15 protein-coding genes are annotated in these 16,937 nt (G+C 40.7%); 5 read left to right on the top strand and 10 right to left on the bottom strand.

Going from position 1 to position 16,937, the window contains the following annotated elements; translation table 11 throughout:
- Positions 1 to 7: 7 nt before the first annotated feature.
- Positions 8 to 1,138, top strand: coding sequence for a sodium ion-translocating decarboxylase subunit beta (locus VRK28_RS04880; RefSeq protein WP_062564928.1), 1,131 nt, complete (start codon positions 8 to 10; stop codon positions 1,136 to 1,138).
- Between the two features lie 429 nt (positions 1,139 to 1,567).
- On the opposite strand, the gene VRK28_RS04875 is transcribed toward VRK28_RS04880, so the two are convergent.
- Positions 1,568 to 2,884: a peptidoglycan DD-metalloendopeptidase family protein gene (locus VRK28_RS04875; RefSeq protein ID WP_062564929.1), complete on the bottom strand. Its 1,317-nt coding sequence runs from the start codon at positions 2,882 to 2,884 to the stop codon at positions 1,568 to 1,570.
- Between the two features lie 398 nt (positions 2,885 to 3,282).
- On the opposite strand from VRK28_RS04875, the gene tyrS reads away from it, so the two are divergent.
- The gene (gene tyrS / locus VRK28_RS04870) at positions 3,283 to 4,482 is read left to right on the top strand and encodes a tyrosine--tRNA ligase (RefSeq protein WP_054560777.1); all 1,200 of its coding nucleotides are present in this window, start codon (positions 3,283 to 3,285) and stop codon (positions 4,480 to 4,482) included.
- Between the two features lie 58 nt (positions 4,483 to 4,540).
- On the opposite strand, the gene VRK28_RS04865 is transcribed toward tyrS, so the two are convergent.
- The 4 genes from VRK28_RS04865 to folE2 all read right to left on the bottom strand — a co-directional run bounded on the left by VRK28_RS04865 (position 4,541) and on the right by folE2 (position 7,899).
- On the bottom strand, positions 4,541 to 5,491 hold the full coding sequence (locus tag VRK28_RS04865) for a cobalamin biosynthesis protein CobD/CbiB (protein ID WP_058585663.1): 951 nt from the start codon (positions 5,489 to 5,491) through the stop codon (positions 4,541 to 4,543).
- Between the two features lies 1 nt (position 5,492).
- On the bottom strand, positions 5,493 to 6,200 hold the full coding sequence (gene mtnN, locus VRK28_RS04860) for a 5'-methylthioadenosine/S-adenosylhomocysteine nucleosidase (protein ID WP_054551291.1): 708 nt from the start codon (positions 6,198 to 6,200) through the stop codon (positions 5,493 to 5,495).
- Between the two features lie 103 nt (positions 6,201 to 6,303).
- Positions 6,304 to 6,897: a DUF2726 domain-containing protein gene (locus VRK28_RS04855; protein WP_062564930.1), complete on the bottom strand. Its 594-nt coding sequence runs from the start codon at positions 6,895 to 6,897 to the stop codon at positions 6,304 to 6,306.
- An 81-nt stretch (positions 6,898 to 6,978) separates the two neighbouring features.
- Positions 6,979 to 7,899 carry a GTP cyclohydrolase FolE2 gene (gene folE2 / locus VRK28_RS04850; protein ID WP_062564931.1) on the bottom strand — a complete coding sequence of 307 codons (921 nt, stop codon included), beginning with the start codon at positions 7,897 to 7,899 and terminating at the stop codon, positions 6,979 to 6,981.
- 173 nt (positions 7,900 to 8,072) lie between these two features.
- Between folE2 and arcB the strand changes: the two genes are divergently transcribed.
- Entirely contained in the window at positions 8,073 to 10,400 is a 2,328-nt protein-coding gene (gene arcB / locus VRK28_RS04845; protein WP_062564932.1) for an aerobic respiration two-component sensor histidine kinase ArcB, read from the top strand.
- 6 nt (positions 10,401 to 10,406) lie between these two features.
- On the opposite strand, the gene arcA is transcribed toward arcB, so the two are convergent.
- The 5 genes from arcA to trmB all read right to left on the bottom strand — a co-directional run bounded on the left by arcA (position 10,407) and on the right by trmB (position 15,261).
- Positions 10,407 to 11,123 carry a two-component system response regulator ArcA gene (gene arcA / locus VRK28_RS04840; RefSeq protein ID WP_054551295.1) on the bottom strand — a complete coding sequence of 239 codons (717 nt, stop codon included), beginning with the start codon at positions 11,121 to 11,123 and terminating at the stop codon, positions 10,407 to 10,409.
- Between the two features lie 105 nt (positions 11,124 to 11,228).
- The gene (locus tag VRK28_RS04835; protein ID WP_062564933.1) at positions 11,229 to 11,750 is read right to left on the bottom strand and encodes a YfiR family protein; all 522 of its coding nucleotides are present in this window, start codon (positions 11,748 to 11,750) and stop codon (positions 11,229 to 11,231) included.
- Positions 11,750 to 13,372 (bottom strand): ATP-binding protein, encoded by a 1,623-nt coding sequence (locus VRK28_RS04830; RefSeq protein WP_062564934.1) that lies wholly within the window; start codon positions 13,370 to 13,372, stop codon positions 11,750 to 11,752. The genes VRK28_RS04835 and VRK28_RS04830 overlap by 1 nt, the downstream gene beginning before the upstream one ends.
- 118 nt (positions 13,373 to 13,490) lie before the next feature.
- Positions 13,491 to 14,519, bottom strand: a complete 1,029-nt coding sequence (rsmC, locus tag VRK28_RS04825; protein ID WP_062564935.1) for a 16S rRNA (guanine(1207)-N(2))-methyltransferase RsmC — start codon at positions 14,517 to 14,519, stop codon at positions 13,491 to 13,493.
- 16 nt (positions 14,520 to 14,535) lie between these two features.
- Complete coding sequence (gene trmB / locus VRK28_RS04820) at positions 14,536 to 15,261, bottom strand: tRNA (guanosine(46)-N7)-methyltransferase TrmB (RefSeq protein ID WP_054560769.1); 726 nt, start codon at positions 15,259 to 15,261, stop codon at positions 14,536 to 14,538.
- 218 nt (positions 15,262 to 15,479) lie between these two features.
- Here trmB and mutY point away from each other — a divergent pair, with 218 nt between their 5' ends.
- Together mutY and VRK28_RS04810 are read left to right on the top strand one after the other, a co-directional pair.
- The gene (gene mutY, locus VRK28_RS04815) at positions 15,480 to 16,556 is read left to right on the top strand and encodes an A/G-specific adenine glycosylase (RefSeq protein ID WP_290442234.1); all 1,077 of its coding nucleotides are present in this window, start codon (positions 15,480 to 15,482) and stop codon (positions 16,554 to 16,556) included.
- A 15-nt stretch (positions 16,557 to 16,571) separates the two neighbouring features.
- Positions 16,572 to 16,844 (top strand): oxidative damage protection protein, encoded by a 273-nt coding sequence (locus VRK28_RS04810; protein ID WP_036970432.1) that lies wholly within the window; start codon positions 16,572 to 16,574, stop codon positions 16,842 to 16,844.
- Positions 16,845 to 16,937 lie beyond the last annotated feature (93 nt).

The following is a 16,937-nucleotide window of genomic DNA, read 5'->3' as shown; positions in this document are numbered from 1 at the left end:
ACAGAGGATGGATGGTGTTTTAAACCTCTGGCATGCCACGGGTATTGCTAACTTTACTTTTCCGGCATTGATCATGATTGCGGTTGGTTGCTTGTTACTCTATTTAGCAATCTCCCGTAACTTTGAGCCACTGTTGTTATTACCTATCGGCTTTGGGGCTATTTTAACTAATATCCCAGTTGCTGGGTTATCTGAGCCGGGTGGTCTTTTATATTACGTGTACCATATCGGGATTGACTCTGGGGTATTCCCACTTTTGATCTTTATGGGCGTTGGGGCGCTTACAGACTTTAGTGCCCTGATAGCAAATCCGCGTATGTTGCTGTTGGGCGCGGCTGCGCAGTTTGGTATTTTTGCTACTTTATTTGGTGCAATTCTACTTAACTTTATTCCTGGCTTTGAATTTTCGCTACAGGATGCATCGGCCATCGCCATTATTGGTGGGGCAGATGGTCCAACAGCTATTTTCTTAGCATCTAAGTTGGCACCTGATTTACTTGGTGCAATCGCAGTAGCGGCTTATTCATACATGGCACTTGTGCCAATTATTCAGCCGCCAATTATGCGCGCACTAACAACGCAAGAAGAGCGCGAAATTCAAATGCCGCAACTTCGTACAGTATCGAAAAAAGAGAAAATTGTTTTTCCATTAATGGTGCTTAGTTTAACTATCTTGTTTTTACCTGCGGCAACACCGCTGGTAGGTATGTTCTGCTTAGGTAACTTGATGCGTGAATCGGGCGTGGTTGATCGTTTAAGCAATAGTGCACAAAACGAAATCATCAACATTACCACCATTTTCTTAGGCTTAGCGGTAGGCTCAAAGCTTGCAGCCGATAAGTTCTTAACCGTAGAAACAATCGGTATTTTGGTGTTAGGTGCTTTAGCCTTTGCAATCGGTACAGCTTCAGGGGTGTTTATGGCAAAAGGTCTTAATAAGATCTCTAAATCGCCAATCAACCCATTAGTAGGCGCAGCCGGTGTGTCAGCGGTACCAATGGCAGCACGTGTGGTTAATAAGGTAGGCCTTGAGAGCAACCCGCATAACTTCTTGTTAATGCATGCCATGGGACCAAACGTAGCAGGGGTATTAGGAAGTGCCGTTGCAGCAGGTATTTTGTTAGCGATTGTTGGCTAACAACACGATTAAGTCGATTTACTTCCAACCGACTGGCGCAGTAATTTTACTGCGCTTTTTTTTGCCTATAGACTAGGGTCACCCTAAAGAAATTGTAGTTAAATGATAGTTGTGTAAGGAAGCCACCATGAATATCTTTATTATCTTACTATGCCTTTTTGTTGCTTTGGTTATTCTAATACCGCTACTTGAAAAGTATCAGTCTAAAATGGGGCTTGATGGCGCGACAAAGTATGCAAAGTACATTTGGCCACTGGTGATGATTTCGCTAATTATTCAACTTATCTATGTTCTTTTAAGGTAATAATTGTATTAACCCGCAGTGCCTTCAGTACTCGTTTTAGTAAAGTCTATAATAGTTTTAGCCGGATTTATTCTAGGCACAAAAAAGCCGCTTCAAGTTGAAGCGGCTTTTACATGTTTACCTAACTACTTATTTAACGCTAATTGTAACTCACGGTTACGCTGTAATTGAGCTAAGAAGTTATCAGCAATCGGTTTAAACTTAGCTAACTCATCGCGCGGTAGAGGCTCTGATTTAGGTAGTTTGACCGTTTTAGGGTTACGGTGAACACCGTTTACTAAGAATTCATAGTGTAAGTGTGGGCCCGTCACACGACCTGTTGCGCCAACGGTACCAATCTTCTGGCCTTGCTTCACTTTCTGACCAGTTCTAACCATCTTTTTGTCTAAGTGTAAGTACTTAGTCACATACTGTGTGCCATGGCTAATAAATACATAGTTACCATTGTATTTACTGTAGCCTGCTTTAATCACTTTACCATTACCCGATGATACAACTGGCGTACCGGTACGCGCTGCGTAATCAATACCGTTATGTGGTTTTACCGTTTTAGTCACTGGGTGTAAGCGACGAGGGTTAAAGCTCGAACTAATATACTTAAAGTTAACAGGCGCACGTAAGAAGGCTTTTTTCATGCTACGGCCTTCAGGCGTGTAGAAGTTACCATCAGTATGGCGAATAGCGGTATAACGCTCACCTTGGTTAATAAATTCTGCGGCAATAATTTTACCATCACCAATGTACTCACCATCAACATAGTGAGCTTCATAAATGAGACCAAATTGGTCACCTTTACGAATGTCATTAGCAAAGTCGACATCCCAACCGAAGATGTCAGCAAAATTCATAATTTGACGCTCGCTTAAACCTGCTGCAATGCCTGACGTCCAAAAGCTATTAGAGATCTCACCGCCAGCCGACTTACTTAGCGTTTCGATTTCTTTGCTATCGATAGAAGTGTCGTAGTTACCTTCGTCATTTAATGTAACGTATAAGGTGTCTGTTTTTGAGATCACATAACGTAGCTGAGCTAAAGAGCCATCTTCAGCTGTTGCAAAGCTTAAGATTTCGCCTGGGTGAATTTTTGTTAATTTACGAGTTTCTGCGTTGGTATTAACAAGTTTGTGTAATGTTTGCGCTGAGAAGCCCGCACGTTTAAAGATAAGTGCTAAATTATCGCCATTTCGTACTTCATGGTCGATAAGCTCGTATTCTGGAAGTTTTGCTGCTGCTTGCTGCGAATTAAGCTCAGTTAGTTTTTCGTTATCATCAACTTTAACTTGTAATTCGTAGCGTTTGCCAATTTCAAGTGCTTTTGCACTGTTATCCTTTGAAGCGGTGGCTTTTTCAGAAGGCAATAATGCCAAGCCAACAATAGCAGAAACCAAACCGAGAATAAGCAGTTTGTGTTTTTTGGGAAGTTTGTGCACTACGTGAACCATATCGTGCCTTTTCTGCTGTCAAGAAATTTAAATACTAATATCGCAGGATATACCTAAAATAGAGCAAATACCAGTGTTTTGTAGATTTAAACTGGCGCTATTTTACGCTAGAATTGCTCAGCGCGTTAAACTTTTTTGGTTAAAATTGCAGCAGATGCCTATGGTTAAACTAAATCTATATTAGTTAACTAAAGTACCTTCATTAAATTGCAATAACGCGGTATAAAGAACAATCATGCGCGCTGCCTTCAGGGCTGTTTCTTAAACTATTTAAGTTAGGCTTTTTTCTAGTGTCGCTTTTTGGTGCTAACTAGCTAAATTTTAAAGTTTTTAGCTCTATATTTATAACCCTGACAGGCCACCACGCCCCGGTAGCTGAATTTTTGGAGTAATACACAGTGGATTTACAAACCGCTCTAGCTGAGATAAAACGCGGTGCAGAAGAGATATTAATTGAAGACGAATTAGTCGAAAAGCTAAAGTCTGGTAAGAAACTTAAGATCAAAGCGGGTTTCGATCCAACTGCGCCTGATCTGCATTTAGGTCATACAGTTCTTATCAACAAAATGAAAACCTTCCAAGACCTAGGTCATGAAGTGATTTTCTTAATCGGTGACTTCACCGGTATGATTGGTGATCCAACGGGTAAAAACGTAACGCGTAAACCGTTAACTCGTGAAGATGTTTTAGCTAATGCTGAAACCTATAAAGAGCAAGTATTTAAAATTCTTGATCCTGCTAAAACAACTGTTGCATTCAACTCTGCTTGGATGGAGAACTTAGGTGCAGCAGGTATGATTAAACTGGCTGCGCGTCAAACAGTAGCACGTATGCTAGAACGTGATGACTTTAAAAAGCGTTATGCCAACGGCCAATCAATTGCTATCCACGAATTTTTATATCCACTGGTACAAGGTTGGGACTCAGTTGCATTAGAAGCTGATGTTGAGCTTGGCGGTACAGACCAACGTTTTAACCTATTAATGGGTCGTGAATTACAAAAAGACGAAGGTCAAAAGCCACAAACAGTACTTATGATGCCACTGCTTGAAGGTACTGATGGCGTTCAGAAAATGTCCAAGTCATTAGGTAATTACATTGGTATTACTGATGAGCCAAACGACATGTTTGGTAAAGTAATGTCTATCAGCGATGATCTAATGTGGCGTTACTATGACTTATTAAGTGCATTATCTATCGAAGAAATTGCTGCGCTTAAACAGCGTGTTGCTGATGGTGCAAACCCGCGCGACATCAAGATTGAACTTGCCAAAGAAATGATTGCACGTTTCCACAGTGAAGAAGCAGCCGAAGGTGCTCATCAAGATTTCATCAAGCGTTTCCAAAAGAATGCATTACCAGATGAGATCCCAGAAGTGACAGTAACAATTGCTGAAGACACTGTGTTTATTACTAATCTATTAAAAGAAGCTAACCTTGTAGCTAGTACGTCAGAAGCAATGCGTATGATTAAACAAGGTGCTGTAAAGATTAATGGTGAAGAGAAAGTAACGGATACTAAGCTTGAAGTTGCTAAAGGCACAACACAGATTTACCAAGTAGGTAAACGTAAGTTTGCTAAAATCACCTTAGCTTAATAAAGCTAATTGGTATAAAAAACCAGCTGCGGCTGGTTTTTTTGTGCTTATATTTTGATTAGTTTGTGAATAGGCTAATTACTTCAATCCCGACTATCAGTAGTAACCAAAATGCTTTCGCTTGATTTAAGCGATTCACTAAAGCAGGAATATCATCGGCATCTGGTAGGCGATCAGTCCCAACACGCATTTTATTAAAGCGCTCACCTTGGTAAAGGGCAGGGCCGCCTAACTGTACTTGCAAAGCAGCCGATGTAACACTTAACAGCCATCCTGTATTGGTTTGATAAAAGTGTCTGCCATAGTGTTTTATATAATGAATACATTGTTTACTGGCATTAGTTGCTGCAATCGTTAATGCAACTAATCGAGTGGGTAACCACTCCAATACAAATAGTAATTTAGCAATCGGAGCCAAAAACGGGTTGTTGGGTTTTAGGTTTTTTCGCCATGCCTGATGAATTAATGTGAGTAAGCGATAAACCAAAGCAAGGATAGCGCCGCCAAGTAGATAAAAGAATATAACGGCAAAATAATGCCGCGCACTTTGAAGCACCAGTGACTCCATGGTTGCTTTGCAAATGCCTGGGGCTGATAAACGTGATACATCACGGGCAACGAGGCTAGCTAGTAGCTCTCTTGCAGTCGCTTTTTGGTTGAGCTTGAGTAATCTGGCAATACGTAATGATTTCTTCTCTTGAGCGCGGCTACTGAGTAACAGATATAAAATTAAGCCATTTAATAGCTCAGGGTAAAAAGCAAACTCTAAAAACAGCACAACCAATGTCACTATCACTAAAATGGTGAGAGTAAAAGCTAAGGTTGAGGCTAAATATTGATAGCTTTTGGGGTTCGTTGGGTTGTATAAACGCTCGCTAAGCGCAGAGAAAATAACGGTTAAAAAGGTATTAGGATGATACCAACTAACCAAAGGAAAGAAGCGCTCAGCTAAGAGCGCTACAAAAAATACAATAATGTCCAAATGGTTTTGAACAATATTTGCAATCACCTTATAAACTCACCGATGTTAGCTTCTCTAAAAGAGCAACAACCATTTTAGATGAGTTGATAGATGCAGTTTCGATATACTCTTCAAATGATTGCGGCGACTCTTTGCCAGCAATGTCAGACATTGAACGAATAACAACAAATGGTGTTTCTAGCACATGACAAGCTTGTGCAATTGCTGCACCTTCCATTTCTACTGCAAGCATAGTTGGGAATTCAGCACGTGTTTTTTCAATTCGTACCGGGTCACACATGAATGAATCACCAGTACAAATTAGGCCAATCATGGTTTTAACATCGCTGATTTGACTTACGCTTTGCTCTGCCGCTTCAATCAGTTTAGGGTGCGCAGCAAAGCCAGCTGGCATTTGTGGTACTTGACCGATTTCGTAACCGAATGCAGTTACGTCTACATCATGGTGACGAACTTCTGAAGAAATAACCACATCGCCTACATTTAGCGATGGCTCAAAACCACCTGCAGAACCTGTGTTGATCACACAATCTGGACTGAAGTTATCGATTAGTAGTGTTGTTGCTACTGCAGAAGCCACTTTACCAATACCAGATTGAACTAAAGTAACTGTGTTACCCGCTAGTTCACCGGTGTAAAAGGTAAAACCAGCTTTAGTCATGATGCTTGGGTTTACCATTGCTTCGCGTAAGATTTTTACTTCTGGCTCCATCGCGCCAATAATACCAACGTGCATAATATTTGATTCCTTAGATTGAATAGGATGATTATACCTAAAAATGCCTGAAACAAACAAAAAAGCAGACCTTAAAGTCTGCTTTTGCCAATATTGTGACAGGTTATATTTCTGCAAGCGCCGTTGAGTGTGCTTTTGCTTGTGATGGTGATAATACCGCAGGTTTAGTAATGCGGTTGCGTGCAGGTCTTGCAGGCGCTGCTGCAGGTTTACCAAGTTTAAACATGATTGCATCACGTACTTCTCTTGGTTGATAGCCTGATTTTACCTTCATGCGAATATGCGGGATGCCCGCCGCTTCTAATGCGCCACTAACAAACCAATCACGTTGTGCTTTATGGCCGTCGCGGTTGGTGTTATTTACTAAATCAACAGCGGCAACAATAGTAAGTTTGTCTTTGTCGATAAGTACGTAATCTAACTGTTTGTTTTTGGCTTTAGCCATTGCAGCACGTTTTGCTTTGACAGATAAGCCTTGCTTGCAGTCGATTAAATCAATGAGTTTAACGCGGCTGACGATTTTATATTGGTCGCCTACAGCACGTTCTAGAAGATGTAAAAAAGCACTCTCAACTTGCGTAAAAACAGTTTGCTTACGAGTGAAAGGGTAAGGGTTTCCGCCTTCATCGGTAAACTTTGACGCAACAACAGAGGCTACTACGACTAAAACTAAAATTGATAATAAAGCGAATTCCATACGGTAACTCCACAACAACAAATTGACACTGAAAATTAAAAGCAATTAGCGTGCCTAAGTGTGTGGAGTCACCAGAAATTTTTAAGCTGTGTATCCGCCAGTAACCCCTTTAACAGCGATAGCTACTGCGTCGTGGGCATGAAGTGATTCGTAGTGATTTATTTGCAGCCAATAATCGGCGTAGTTTTGCTGTTCTAGTAAGCCTTTAATTTTACGTGCAGCATCTTCGCAGAACATGAGGTTTTGACCATTTAAGCGGGCAAACTCTTGCTCATCTTCACGTTTAACTGCCGCTTGTACTGGCGTTTTTAGCTCAGCTTCTAAAGCATCAATTAAGCCAACCACATCAAAACTGTCAATTTGGCTGTCGAGTTTTACTTTCACGTTTGCAATTGAACGCTGTGAGTGTGGTGTAGCAACAATGCCGTCTGTTGTGCCTAGCCATTCTAAAACAGTTTGCTTATCAATGTTTTGCTCAGCAAATTTTTCGCTAAAGGCATTTTGAATTAATTGACGAGCAAGAGCCGCTGAACATGGGCATGTAGACGAGTAAGTAACATCAACCATTAACTCAAAGCTTACAATGCCTTGGTTGATCTTAGCGATCAAATGAACAGGGTAGTTTTTCCAACCTACTTTGCCACTTAATAAAGATTTACGACGCAGAGGTAGCTCAAATTTAAATTCGATTTGTGCTTGGTCACTTAAATCATCATGGCTGCTAATAAAGGCATCAAGAGCTTGTTTAAGAGTTTGTGGATTAACTTGCTGCTCGGTTGATAAGGTATCAAGGGCTAAAAATAGACGCGACATATGAATGCCTTTTGCGTCTTCTTTATGCAAGTTTACAAAAGCGCGTGCCTTGGCAATTACATTTACAGGGGCAATATTGCGAGTTTCAAAAATGAAAGGAAGTTCAATTTCGCCCATGCCAACCCAGTCTAATTTACCTGTTTGTAAGGCGGGAGCCGTATCAGCAATATCTGGCATTGTGGTTTGCATGGTAATACTCATTCTTTGCAATTATTAAAGCGCGGTATTTTACATGAAAAAATATAAAAAAGCGGCGTTGATGAAAAAATTCTATGTTTATCGCACAATATGAATATTTCTAAAGGAATAGTGATAAAATTAGCTATGCTGTTTTTTTTCGATTATGTGCCTAAGCTTTATATATGATTGATTCTTCTTTGAGTCCGTGGGCTCGCACTCTCTCAAGCTTTATTTCTAAGTACGGTGAGTTTAAAACTGCCGCCGCCTGTTATGCCTTATTATTGGTCATGTCGCTGATCTTATCGTGCATGTTTTATTATGTTGCAGTTGGAACGGTGACTTTAGTTGATGTTTTGGCCGTGATGTTCTTCACTGCGGTGGTATCGCCGATTTTAATCACTGTACTGCTTAACTCAATTCGCCAATTAGAAGCTTCTTATAGCTACCTAGATAGCGCAACCAAACAAGAAAAACTGCTTAACCAAACGCTAAAAGACAACATCAGTCGCTTAAACGAAGAGATTGATGAGCGTAAAATGGCGTTTCATGCCAAGCATAGAGCGATTGAAGAGCTTAGACGCGAAATCGCCGAGCGTAAAAAAACTCAACAAGAGCTTGCGCAACAAGGCATGCTATTGCGCTCTATTGTCGACTCATCTCCCGATTTATTTTATTACCGCGATAACAATGGTGTATTTGCTGGCTGTAATAAAATGTTTGAACAAGTGATAGGTAAAAGCAGCGATGAGTTAATCGGTAAGAGTGTTGAAGAAATCTACCCAAGTGATTATTTACCAGAAGTACTGCGCACCGACAAAAAAGTATCTCAAACCCACCAAGCTCTTACACTTGACGTTGAATACCCCGTTGATGGTGAAAAGCGCTGGTTTGAAATGCGTAAGCTACCTTTTATTAATGAAAAAGGTGAGTACATAGGTTTACTTGCCTTTGGCCGTGATATCACCAGTCGTAAAGAGGCAGCTCAAGCCCTTGAAGCAGCTTATAAAGATAAAGGTAAGTTCATTGCAACTTTAAGCCATGAATTAAGAACGCCGCTTAACGGTATTGTGGGTTTAACCCGCATGCTACTTGATACTGAACTCGATAAACAGCAACGTAGTTGGTGTAATACGGTGTTTTCAAGTGCTGAAACCCTTGGCAATATTTTTAACGATATTATCGACTTGGATAAAATTGACCGTGAGCAGCTCGATATTGTTGCTGACTCAGTTAATGTGGCCGATTTTATTAATGACGTAGTGAATTTTGCAGGCTTAATTGCTGAACAAAAAGGTCTTGAGTTCAATATTAAACGTAAAGGCACACTGGATGTTTACGCGTCTCTTGATCCGACCCGTTTACGCCAAGTTGTTTGGAACCTTATCAATAATGCCGTTAAGTTTACTCAGCAAGGCCATGTAGAGCTTGAATGTCGTCGTGAGAATCGTGCCGATGGTCCGTGGTTAGTGATGCGTGTGAGCGACACGGGTCAAGGTATTCCACAAGAGCAGCTGCATCGTATTTTTGACATGTACTACAAAGCACCAGATATCAACGGCACTAATGCTATTGGCTCTGGTATCGGCCTTGCGGTAACAAAAGCACTTGTTAGCGCAATGAAAGGTGAAATTAATGTCAGCAGTACTGAAGGTGAGGGCAGTGTTTTTGTTGTTGAAATACCGCTTAAGCTTTGTATTGCGCCTACCGAGCAAAGTTATGCGGTACGCAGCTTAAACATTCTTTTAGTAGAAGATGTGCCGCTAAATGCTGAAATTGCTACTAACTTACTTGAGCAGCGTGGCCACGAAGTTATTTGGGCTGAAACTGGTGAGGATGCGCTGTCGTTTGTTTACACAGAAGATGACTTAGACCTAGTTTTACTTGATATGCAATTACCTGATATCAATGGTGATGAAGTTGCTCGTCAAATTCGTGACGATGAACACTTTGATAACTTACCAATCGTTGCCTTGACTGCCAACGTGCGTAGCGCCGAAGAAGAGCTTGCTGGTATTAATATTCAAGGCGCACTCGCTAAGCCTATCAACACCACAAAACTCGATAAAATGCTCGGTGAGTTATTTGATATCAAGCAGCAACAAAACTGTCAGCCTGAGCCAATCAAAGCAGTAGCTGAAAAAGACTTATCGGGTATTCGTGTTGAGCTGCTCGATATAGAAACCATCGAAGACTTTGTAGGCTCAATGGGGCTGGTTATATTTAATCGCAGCTGTGAGTTATTTAATAAGTTAAACCCTCAGTACCAAACTGAGCTGGCAGATGCGTTAGCGGCAGATGATAGAGAAGAGTACAAATCGGTGGCACATAAATTAAAAGGTGCAGCTGGCTCTGTAGGCTTAAACGATGTGCAGTTACATGCTAAGAAGATGGAACATGGGGCGCTTGAAGAGAGTAGCGAAGAGTTACAGCAGTGGCTTGAAGAATTAGCAGTGAAAATAAATGAAGGGCGTGACGCCCTCCAATTATTCTTACAACAGTTAGAAGATTAATTCTAATTAGCTGTCGATTTTACCAATGAAACGATAGCCTTCACCATGGATGGTGCTGATCAGCTCAGATGTGCTGTTATCGCTTTCAAAGTGTTTTCTGATACGACGAATTGTTACGTCTACAGTACGGTCGTTAGCGCGAAGCTCACGGCCAGTCATGTGCTTGATTAATTGCTCACGGCTGAAAATACGGCCCGGTGAGTCAAGCATTAAGCGTAGCGCGCGGTATTCACCTTTAGGTAAACGTTTAGCGTCGCCGCTTGGAGATGTTAAACAACGGCTGTTTTCATCAAGTTCCCAACCGTTAAATGTGATAACACCATTTGTTTCGATATTCGCTTCTTCGCCACCTAGGGCTGTGCGCGAAATAAGGTTACGAGCACGAATAGTTAATTCGCGAGGGTTGAATGGTTTAGTGATGTAATCATCAGCACCAATTTCAAGACCTAAAATGCGATCAACGTCGTTGTCACGACCTGTTAAGAAAATTAAACCAACGTTACGTTTTTGACGTAATTCACGCGCTAAGATTAGCCCGTTTTTACCTGGTAGGTTGATGTCCATAACTACAAGGTTCACATCATCATTATTTGTAAGCTTGTCATGCATATCATCGCCATCAATGGCTTCAATAACTTTGTAACCTTCAGCTTCAAATAAACTAACGAGGTTTAGTCGAGTTACGTCTTCATCCTCTACGATCAGAATGACTGGCGTTTGCATTGTATATTAACCTTTTCGGAAATTTTATTTACAAAAATTCGGTATTATCAAGCAAAACCGAATACTAGAGATTATAGGATTAGATCCAATTGTTAACAAGTAAAATCAATTTGGATAAAACTTAGCCATAGCTAACAATCGAGATTGCACTTTAAAGTTATGCTGCAATACGTGCTGCTTATTGATATACAGTCGGATTTTATTTCCTTCTTGAACCAGAGAGGCTATACCGCCATTTTCTAAAAAGCTGATACTTTCACCTATTGTTAAAGTATCCAATGAAATTGTATCGGTCCAAAGTGGAAGTATATCATTTTCTAATGTTTCATCAATGTATGTGATATCACAAACTTGAGAAAGTTCAGAAATTTGCTGGGTTTTTTTCACTAATATAACGTTAATTGGTTTTTTGTTAATTTGCAGTTCATTTCTATCTTTAAGGAACGCTCCAGGACCTTTATCTAAGTCATAAAAACAAAATGAAATAGGGGGAGGGTTCACTTGGTCATTAAACTTCGTGAACTTAGCAATTTGATACAAAAAGGCTGATTTAACTTGGTCCGGTGATTTGGCAAATGCAGGGCATACAGCAAGCAAAGCTAATAAGATACAACTCACTAATCTCATTACGCTGCACCTTCTTGCAATGGCAGAGTAATAATAAAGTGAGCCCCTTCGTCTGCTAGCTCATCGTATACGATGCTACCACCAAGTGCTTGAGTCACTAAGTTATAAACTAGGTGCATGCCCAAACCACTGCCACCTTCACCACGTTTAGTAGTTACAAATGGGTCGAAAATACGTTTGCGAATTGATTTCTCAACGCCAATACCGTTATCGAAGTAGTGAATACTCAAGCTACTTTCGTTGCGATCAACATTAAAGGTGATTTCGTTATTTTGATCATCACTAAATGCATGAATCACCGAGTTACTTAATAGCTGCTGTAACACTTGTTGTAACGGCCCAGATTTGGTTTCTATACTAATGTCATTGCTACAGTTAATCGTAATTTTAGGATTACGATATTGAATCTCTGAGCGCATCGACATCACCACATCATTTAATAAATCATTTAAATTGATTTTGGTGCTGACTTCTACATCTTGATTAACAGCCACTTTCTTAAAGCTAGATACGAGCTCAGCTGCACGGTTAAGATTGCGATAGATAAGATCGAGGTTTTCAATGCCGTCATTAATAAAGCGTTTTAAGTGTGCTGAAGTTAAAGTTTTTTGTTCAAACTGCGCGTGAATTTCTGCCAGCTTGTCACGTAACAGCGTTGAGCCTGTAATACCTAACCCAATAGGTGTGTTAACCTCATGAGCAACACCTGCAACCATTTGCCCCAGTGACGCCATTTTCTCATTTTCGACGATTTGGTTTTGGTATTGGTGCATACGCTCAAGGGTATTGAGCAGCTCTTGGTTAGCCTCACGTAATGCGATTGTGCGTTGGTTTACTTTTTCTTCAAGGCTTTGGTTAAGCTGTTTTATTTCTTGTTTGTCTTTTTCGTGGCGCTCAATTTGTTTTTGAGTGCGCGAGAGCATGATATTTAAGCTGCCCGCTAGCTGGTTTATTTCATCAATATTGGTTTTTTGTGCGCGAGTATCATAGTTATGGTTTTTCGATACGTCCTGTAGCAGGTTACTTAGCTCATCAATAGGGTTTGCAATACGTTTTTGAATACGTCTAGCGACAAAATACACCAGTACTAAAACGAACAGGGTCAGTAAAATATCGATGATAATTTTACGATTAATATATTGGTTTAACCTGTCTAAGCCGCCGCGAACGTAAACATAACCGATGGTATCCCCTTCGTATACGATAGGGGTTATTAGCTCTATATCTTTATCTGTGAAGCGTGGCTCTAACAGGTTATCTATGCTGCCAACTTTAATGGGTACTGGTGGTGTACGGTTGGCATTAAAGCTACTAAAAAACACCGGCTCGTTAGATAACTCATCGATTGAGTAGATATGGATGTTTTTAATAAGCGGCACAGATTCAAATGACTTTAAGCGCTCAGATTCGGTTTCGTTATCATCAAACAGCACGGTGATTTGGGCGTTGTAGGCAATTATTTTCGATAAAATAGAGATCTTATCGACAATCAGCGACTTTTGCTCTTTTACATCTAGGTAGGTCGAAATAGAAATAGACAAAGACAAGCATAACGCAGTGACTAGCATTACCGCATTGGTCAACGCTTTACGAATACTTGTTTGTGTCGAAAATATCGGCATGCGCTATAGAAGGCCAGAATTTTTGTTATTAGTAAGAGTTTAGTCTAGCAAAGACATTTGAAAGTAACTAAATATTTTAAAAAATATTTTTGCTACGAATAAGCTATTTACTCAACTTTTATTTAGCTGAGTAAACGGCAAATTTAGTATTTTTGAAATCTGTGCTGTATTGGCCAAATTGTGCTTCTAAAATAGGTGGGTATTTTAAGAAGCTGTTTGCAACTATGGTCAATTTACCTTGCTTGCTCAAGTGTTGCTTTGCTGAGCTAAGAAATGCTTCGGCAATGGTGTAATCTGTGGCAATCCCCGTATGGAACGGTGGGTTACTGATGATTAGATCAAATTTACCATTAATATCAGTTAAGCCATCACTCAAAATCGCTTGGCCTTTGAGGTCATTTAACGCAAGTGTTTGCTCAGTGGCATAAGTTGCAAGCGCACTTACATCGCTACATACAAATTCAAGCTCAGGCTGCTTTAAACCTAAGTAAGTAGCAATAATGCCTGCGCCACAAGCAAAGTCGAGTACTTTACCCTTGCTAACAGTTGGCGCATTATTCAGAAGTACCGCAGTGCCTACATCAAGCGCACCGTGGTTAAATACCCCTGGCACACTGATCGCAGTAAATTCAATATCGCCGGCTTTTACTTGGAATTGTTTGTGGTAACGGCTGATAGCAAAGTTATCGTTTAGCGTAAGCTCAGAGAATAAATACAGAATACAGTGCTTGGCACTATCGATCTTGTTACTAAAACCACAGTGGTCTTTTAGTTGTTTCTCTGCTGATTTAACACCGCTTTTATTTTCACCTACTACAAATAGTTGCGCATCTTGATGACAAACAGCACGAATGTTATCAAGGCTCATTTGTGCTTCTGGCTTTGCTTTTGGGTAATAGTAGATAACTAAATCGTAGTTACCATTTGGAATAGTGTGATCAACCACTGCATGTATACCGGCTATTTTACTGGCATACATGGCATTTGCGTGGTTATAACTGAACGCAGTAATTTTTGCGTCGGGATTTAGCGCTTTAAGTTCGCGTAAAAAGCCATCTTGCTCAAAGTTAACCACTAAAATCGATTGTCCAACAAGTTCGTCTTCATTACGAAGCAATAGTAAACTTGGGTTGGTTAACTTACTCATGCTGCTTTACCTTTTATTACTTAGTACGCTCGAACATTAGATCCCATACGCCGTGACCTAAACGGTGACCGCGCTGCTCAAATTTTGTCAGTGGACGTGAATCTGGGCGAGGAACGTAATCGTTAGTTTCTGATTGGTTTTTGTAACCTTCAGCCACTTGCATTACTTCTAGCATATGCTCTGCATAATTTTCCCAGTCAGTGGCCATATGGAAAACACCGCCAATTTTTAATTTGCTACGTAATTTTTGTGCAAACTCTGGTTGTACGATACGACGCTTATGGTGACGTTTTTTATGCCATGGATCAGGGAAGAATAATTGCAGCTTAGATAAGCTTTCATCGGCAATACAGTCAGCAAGCACTTCAACCGCATCATGCTCGAATACGCGTAAGTTTGTTACACCAGCTTCATCGGCATCCATTAAACAAGCACCTACACCTGGGCGGTGAACTTCAATACCAATGAAGTTAAGTTCTGGTGCGTTTTTAGCCATTTCAACTAGCGATTTGCCCATACCAAAACCGATTTCTAGTACCACATCGTTATCGTTACCAAACACTTCTGCTAGGTTTAGCATGCCATTTTTGTGCTCAAGGCCCATAGTTGGCCAACACTTCTCGATGGCTGCCGCTTGGCCTTTTGTTAGGCGACCTTCGCGCTTAACGAAACTACGAATCGTGCGGATGTATTTACCCTCTTGCTTTGCTTGCTCGAGGTTTGGGTTACTTGAGTCACTCATATATTTTGGCCTGATTAAAATACTGACTATAGAAAAAGGTTGCGTATTATCCCTGACCTGCGCCTTGAGTACAATAGTCAAGGGCTGTTTATCTTTCGAGATTAATATTGCGACCATGTACGAGCAATTTAGACAGAGCAGAGCCTCTTCGGCTTGCTTGGCCTAACTAACTGCAATAGACTTGGCCGAAATGAGCTTCAGCAAGTAAAGATGTTATTTTGAATTTAAGCAATAAGGAGTCAACCTGGTTTGCAAACCAAGTGGTTGACTGGTACCACCTTCACGGTCGTAAAACTCTGCCATGGCAGCTAAATAAAACCCCTTATAAGGTATGGATCTCTGAGGTTATGCTACAGCAGACCCAAGTAGTAACTGTTATTCCTTACTTTGAAAAGTTTATGCAAAGCTTTCCTGACATCATTGCGCTTGCTAATGCCGATGAAGATCAGGTGCTTCACCATTGGACTGGGCTTGGCTATTACGCCCGTGCGCGCAACTTACATAAAACGGCAAAAATAGTTCGTGATAAATACCAAGGTAAATTTCCAACCACGCTTGAAGAGGTGATGGACTTGCCGGGTATTGGTCGTTCAACTGCTGGGGCAATTTTGTCTTTATCACTTGGCCAACATCATCCAATTTTAGATGGTAATGTTAAACGAGTACTGGCACGCTTTTTTATGGTTGAAGGCTGGTATGGAGTGAAAAAGGTCGAAAATCACCTTTGGTCATTATCATCGCAATTAACGCCTAAAGAGTCGGTCACTGAGTTTAATCAGGCAATGATGGATTTAGGCGCAAGTCTTTGTTCGCGGAGTAAGTTTGACTGTGAGCCTTGCCCTTTAAATAGTAAATGCCTTGCTTTTAAAGAAGGTAAAGTTAAAGAGTTCCCGCATTCAAAGCCGAAAAAGGCTGTGCCGAAAAAGTCATGTCATCAGCTTATAATAGCCTGCGATAATAAAGTACTTATGGAAAAGCGCCCAAGCTCAGGAATATGGGGTGGTTTATTTGGCTTTTTCGAGTTTAGCGAATTAACTGAGCTAGAAACATTTTTAGCCCAGCATGGTTTATCAACTAATACGCAGGCAATGGAAGCCTTTACCCATGTGTTTTCGCATTTTGAGCTGACTATCAACCCCTATGTTTTAACCTTGCCGAGCATTCCTGATCTTATAAATGAGCGGCAACTAGTTTGGTATCCGCTTGATGAGTCAGTTGAGGTTGGCCTTGCAGCCCCAACGAAAAAGCTGGTTAAACAATTAAGCGCAATAGATTACAATAGCATCACGCAATAAGAGTAGAGAGCAATTATGGCACGCACAGTATTTTGTCAAAAGTTACAAAAAGAAGCTGAAGGCTTAGGCTTCCAACTATACCCAGGTGAGCTTGGTGAAAAGATTTTCAACAACATCAGTAAAGAAGCATGGGGCCAATGGCAGCACAAGCAAACAATGTTGATCAACGAAAAACACCTGAACATGATGGATCCAGAGCACCGTGCTTTTTTAGAAGAGCAAATGGTAGGTTTCTTATTTGAAGGTAAAGACGTGGAAATTGAAGGCTACCGTCCACCAGAAAAATAAACGAAGAAATTAAAAGTAAAAAGGGCCAATAGGCTAATGCTGATCAGTTAAGAAGTTGATCAGTTGACCGATCAGAATGATCATGCACAATCC

It is taken from the genome of Pseudoalteromonas sp. P80D2 (genome assembly GCF_036680945.1).
In the GTDB taxonomy this organism is placed as follows: Bacteria; Pseudomonadota; Gammaproteobacteria; order Enterobacterales; family Alteromonadaceae; genus Pseudoalteromonas; species Pseudoalteromonas shioyasakiensis.
This window is presented reverse-complemented; position numbering and strand designations above follow the sequence as displayed.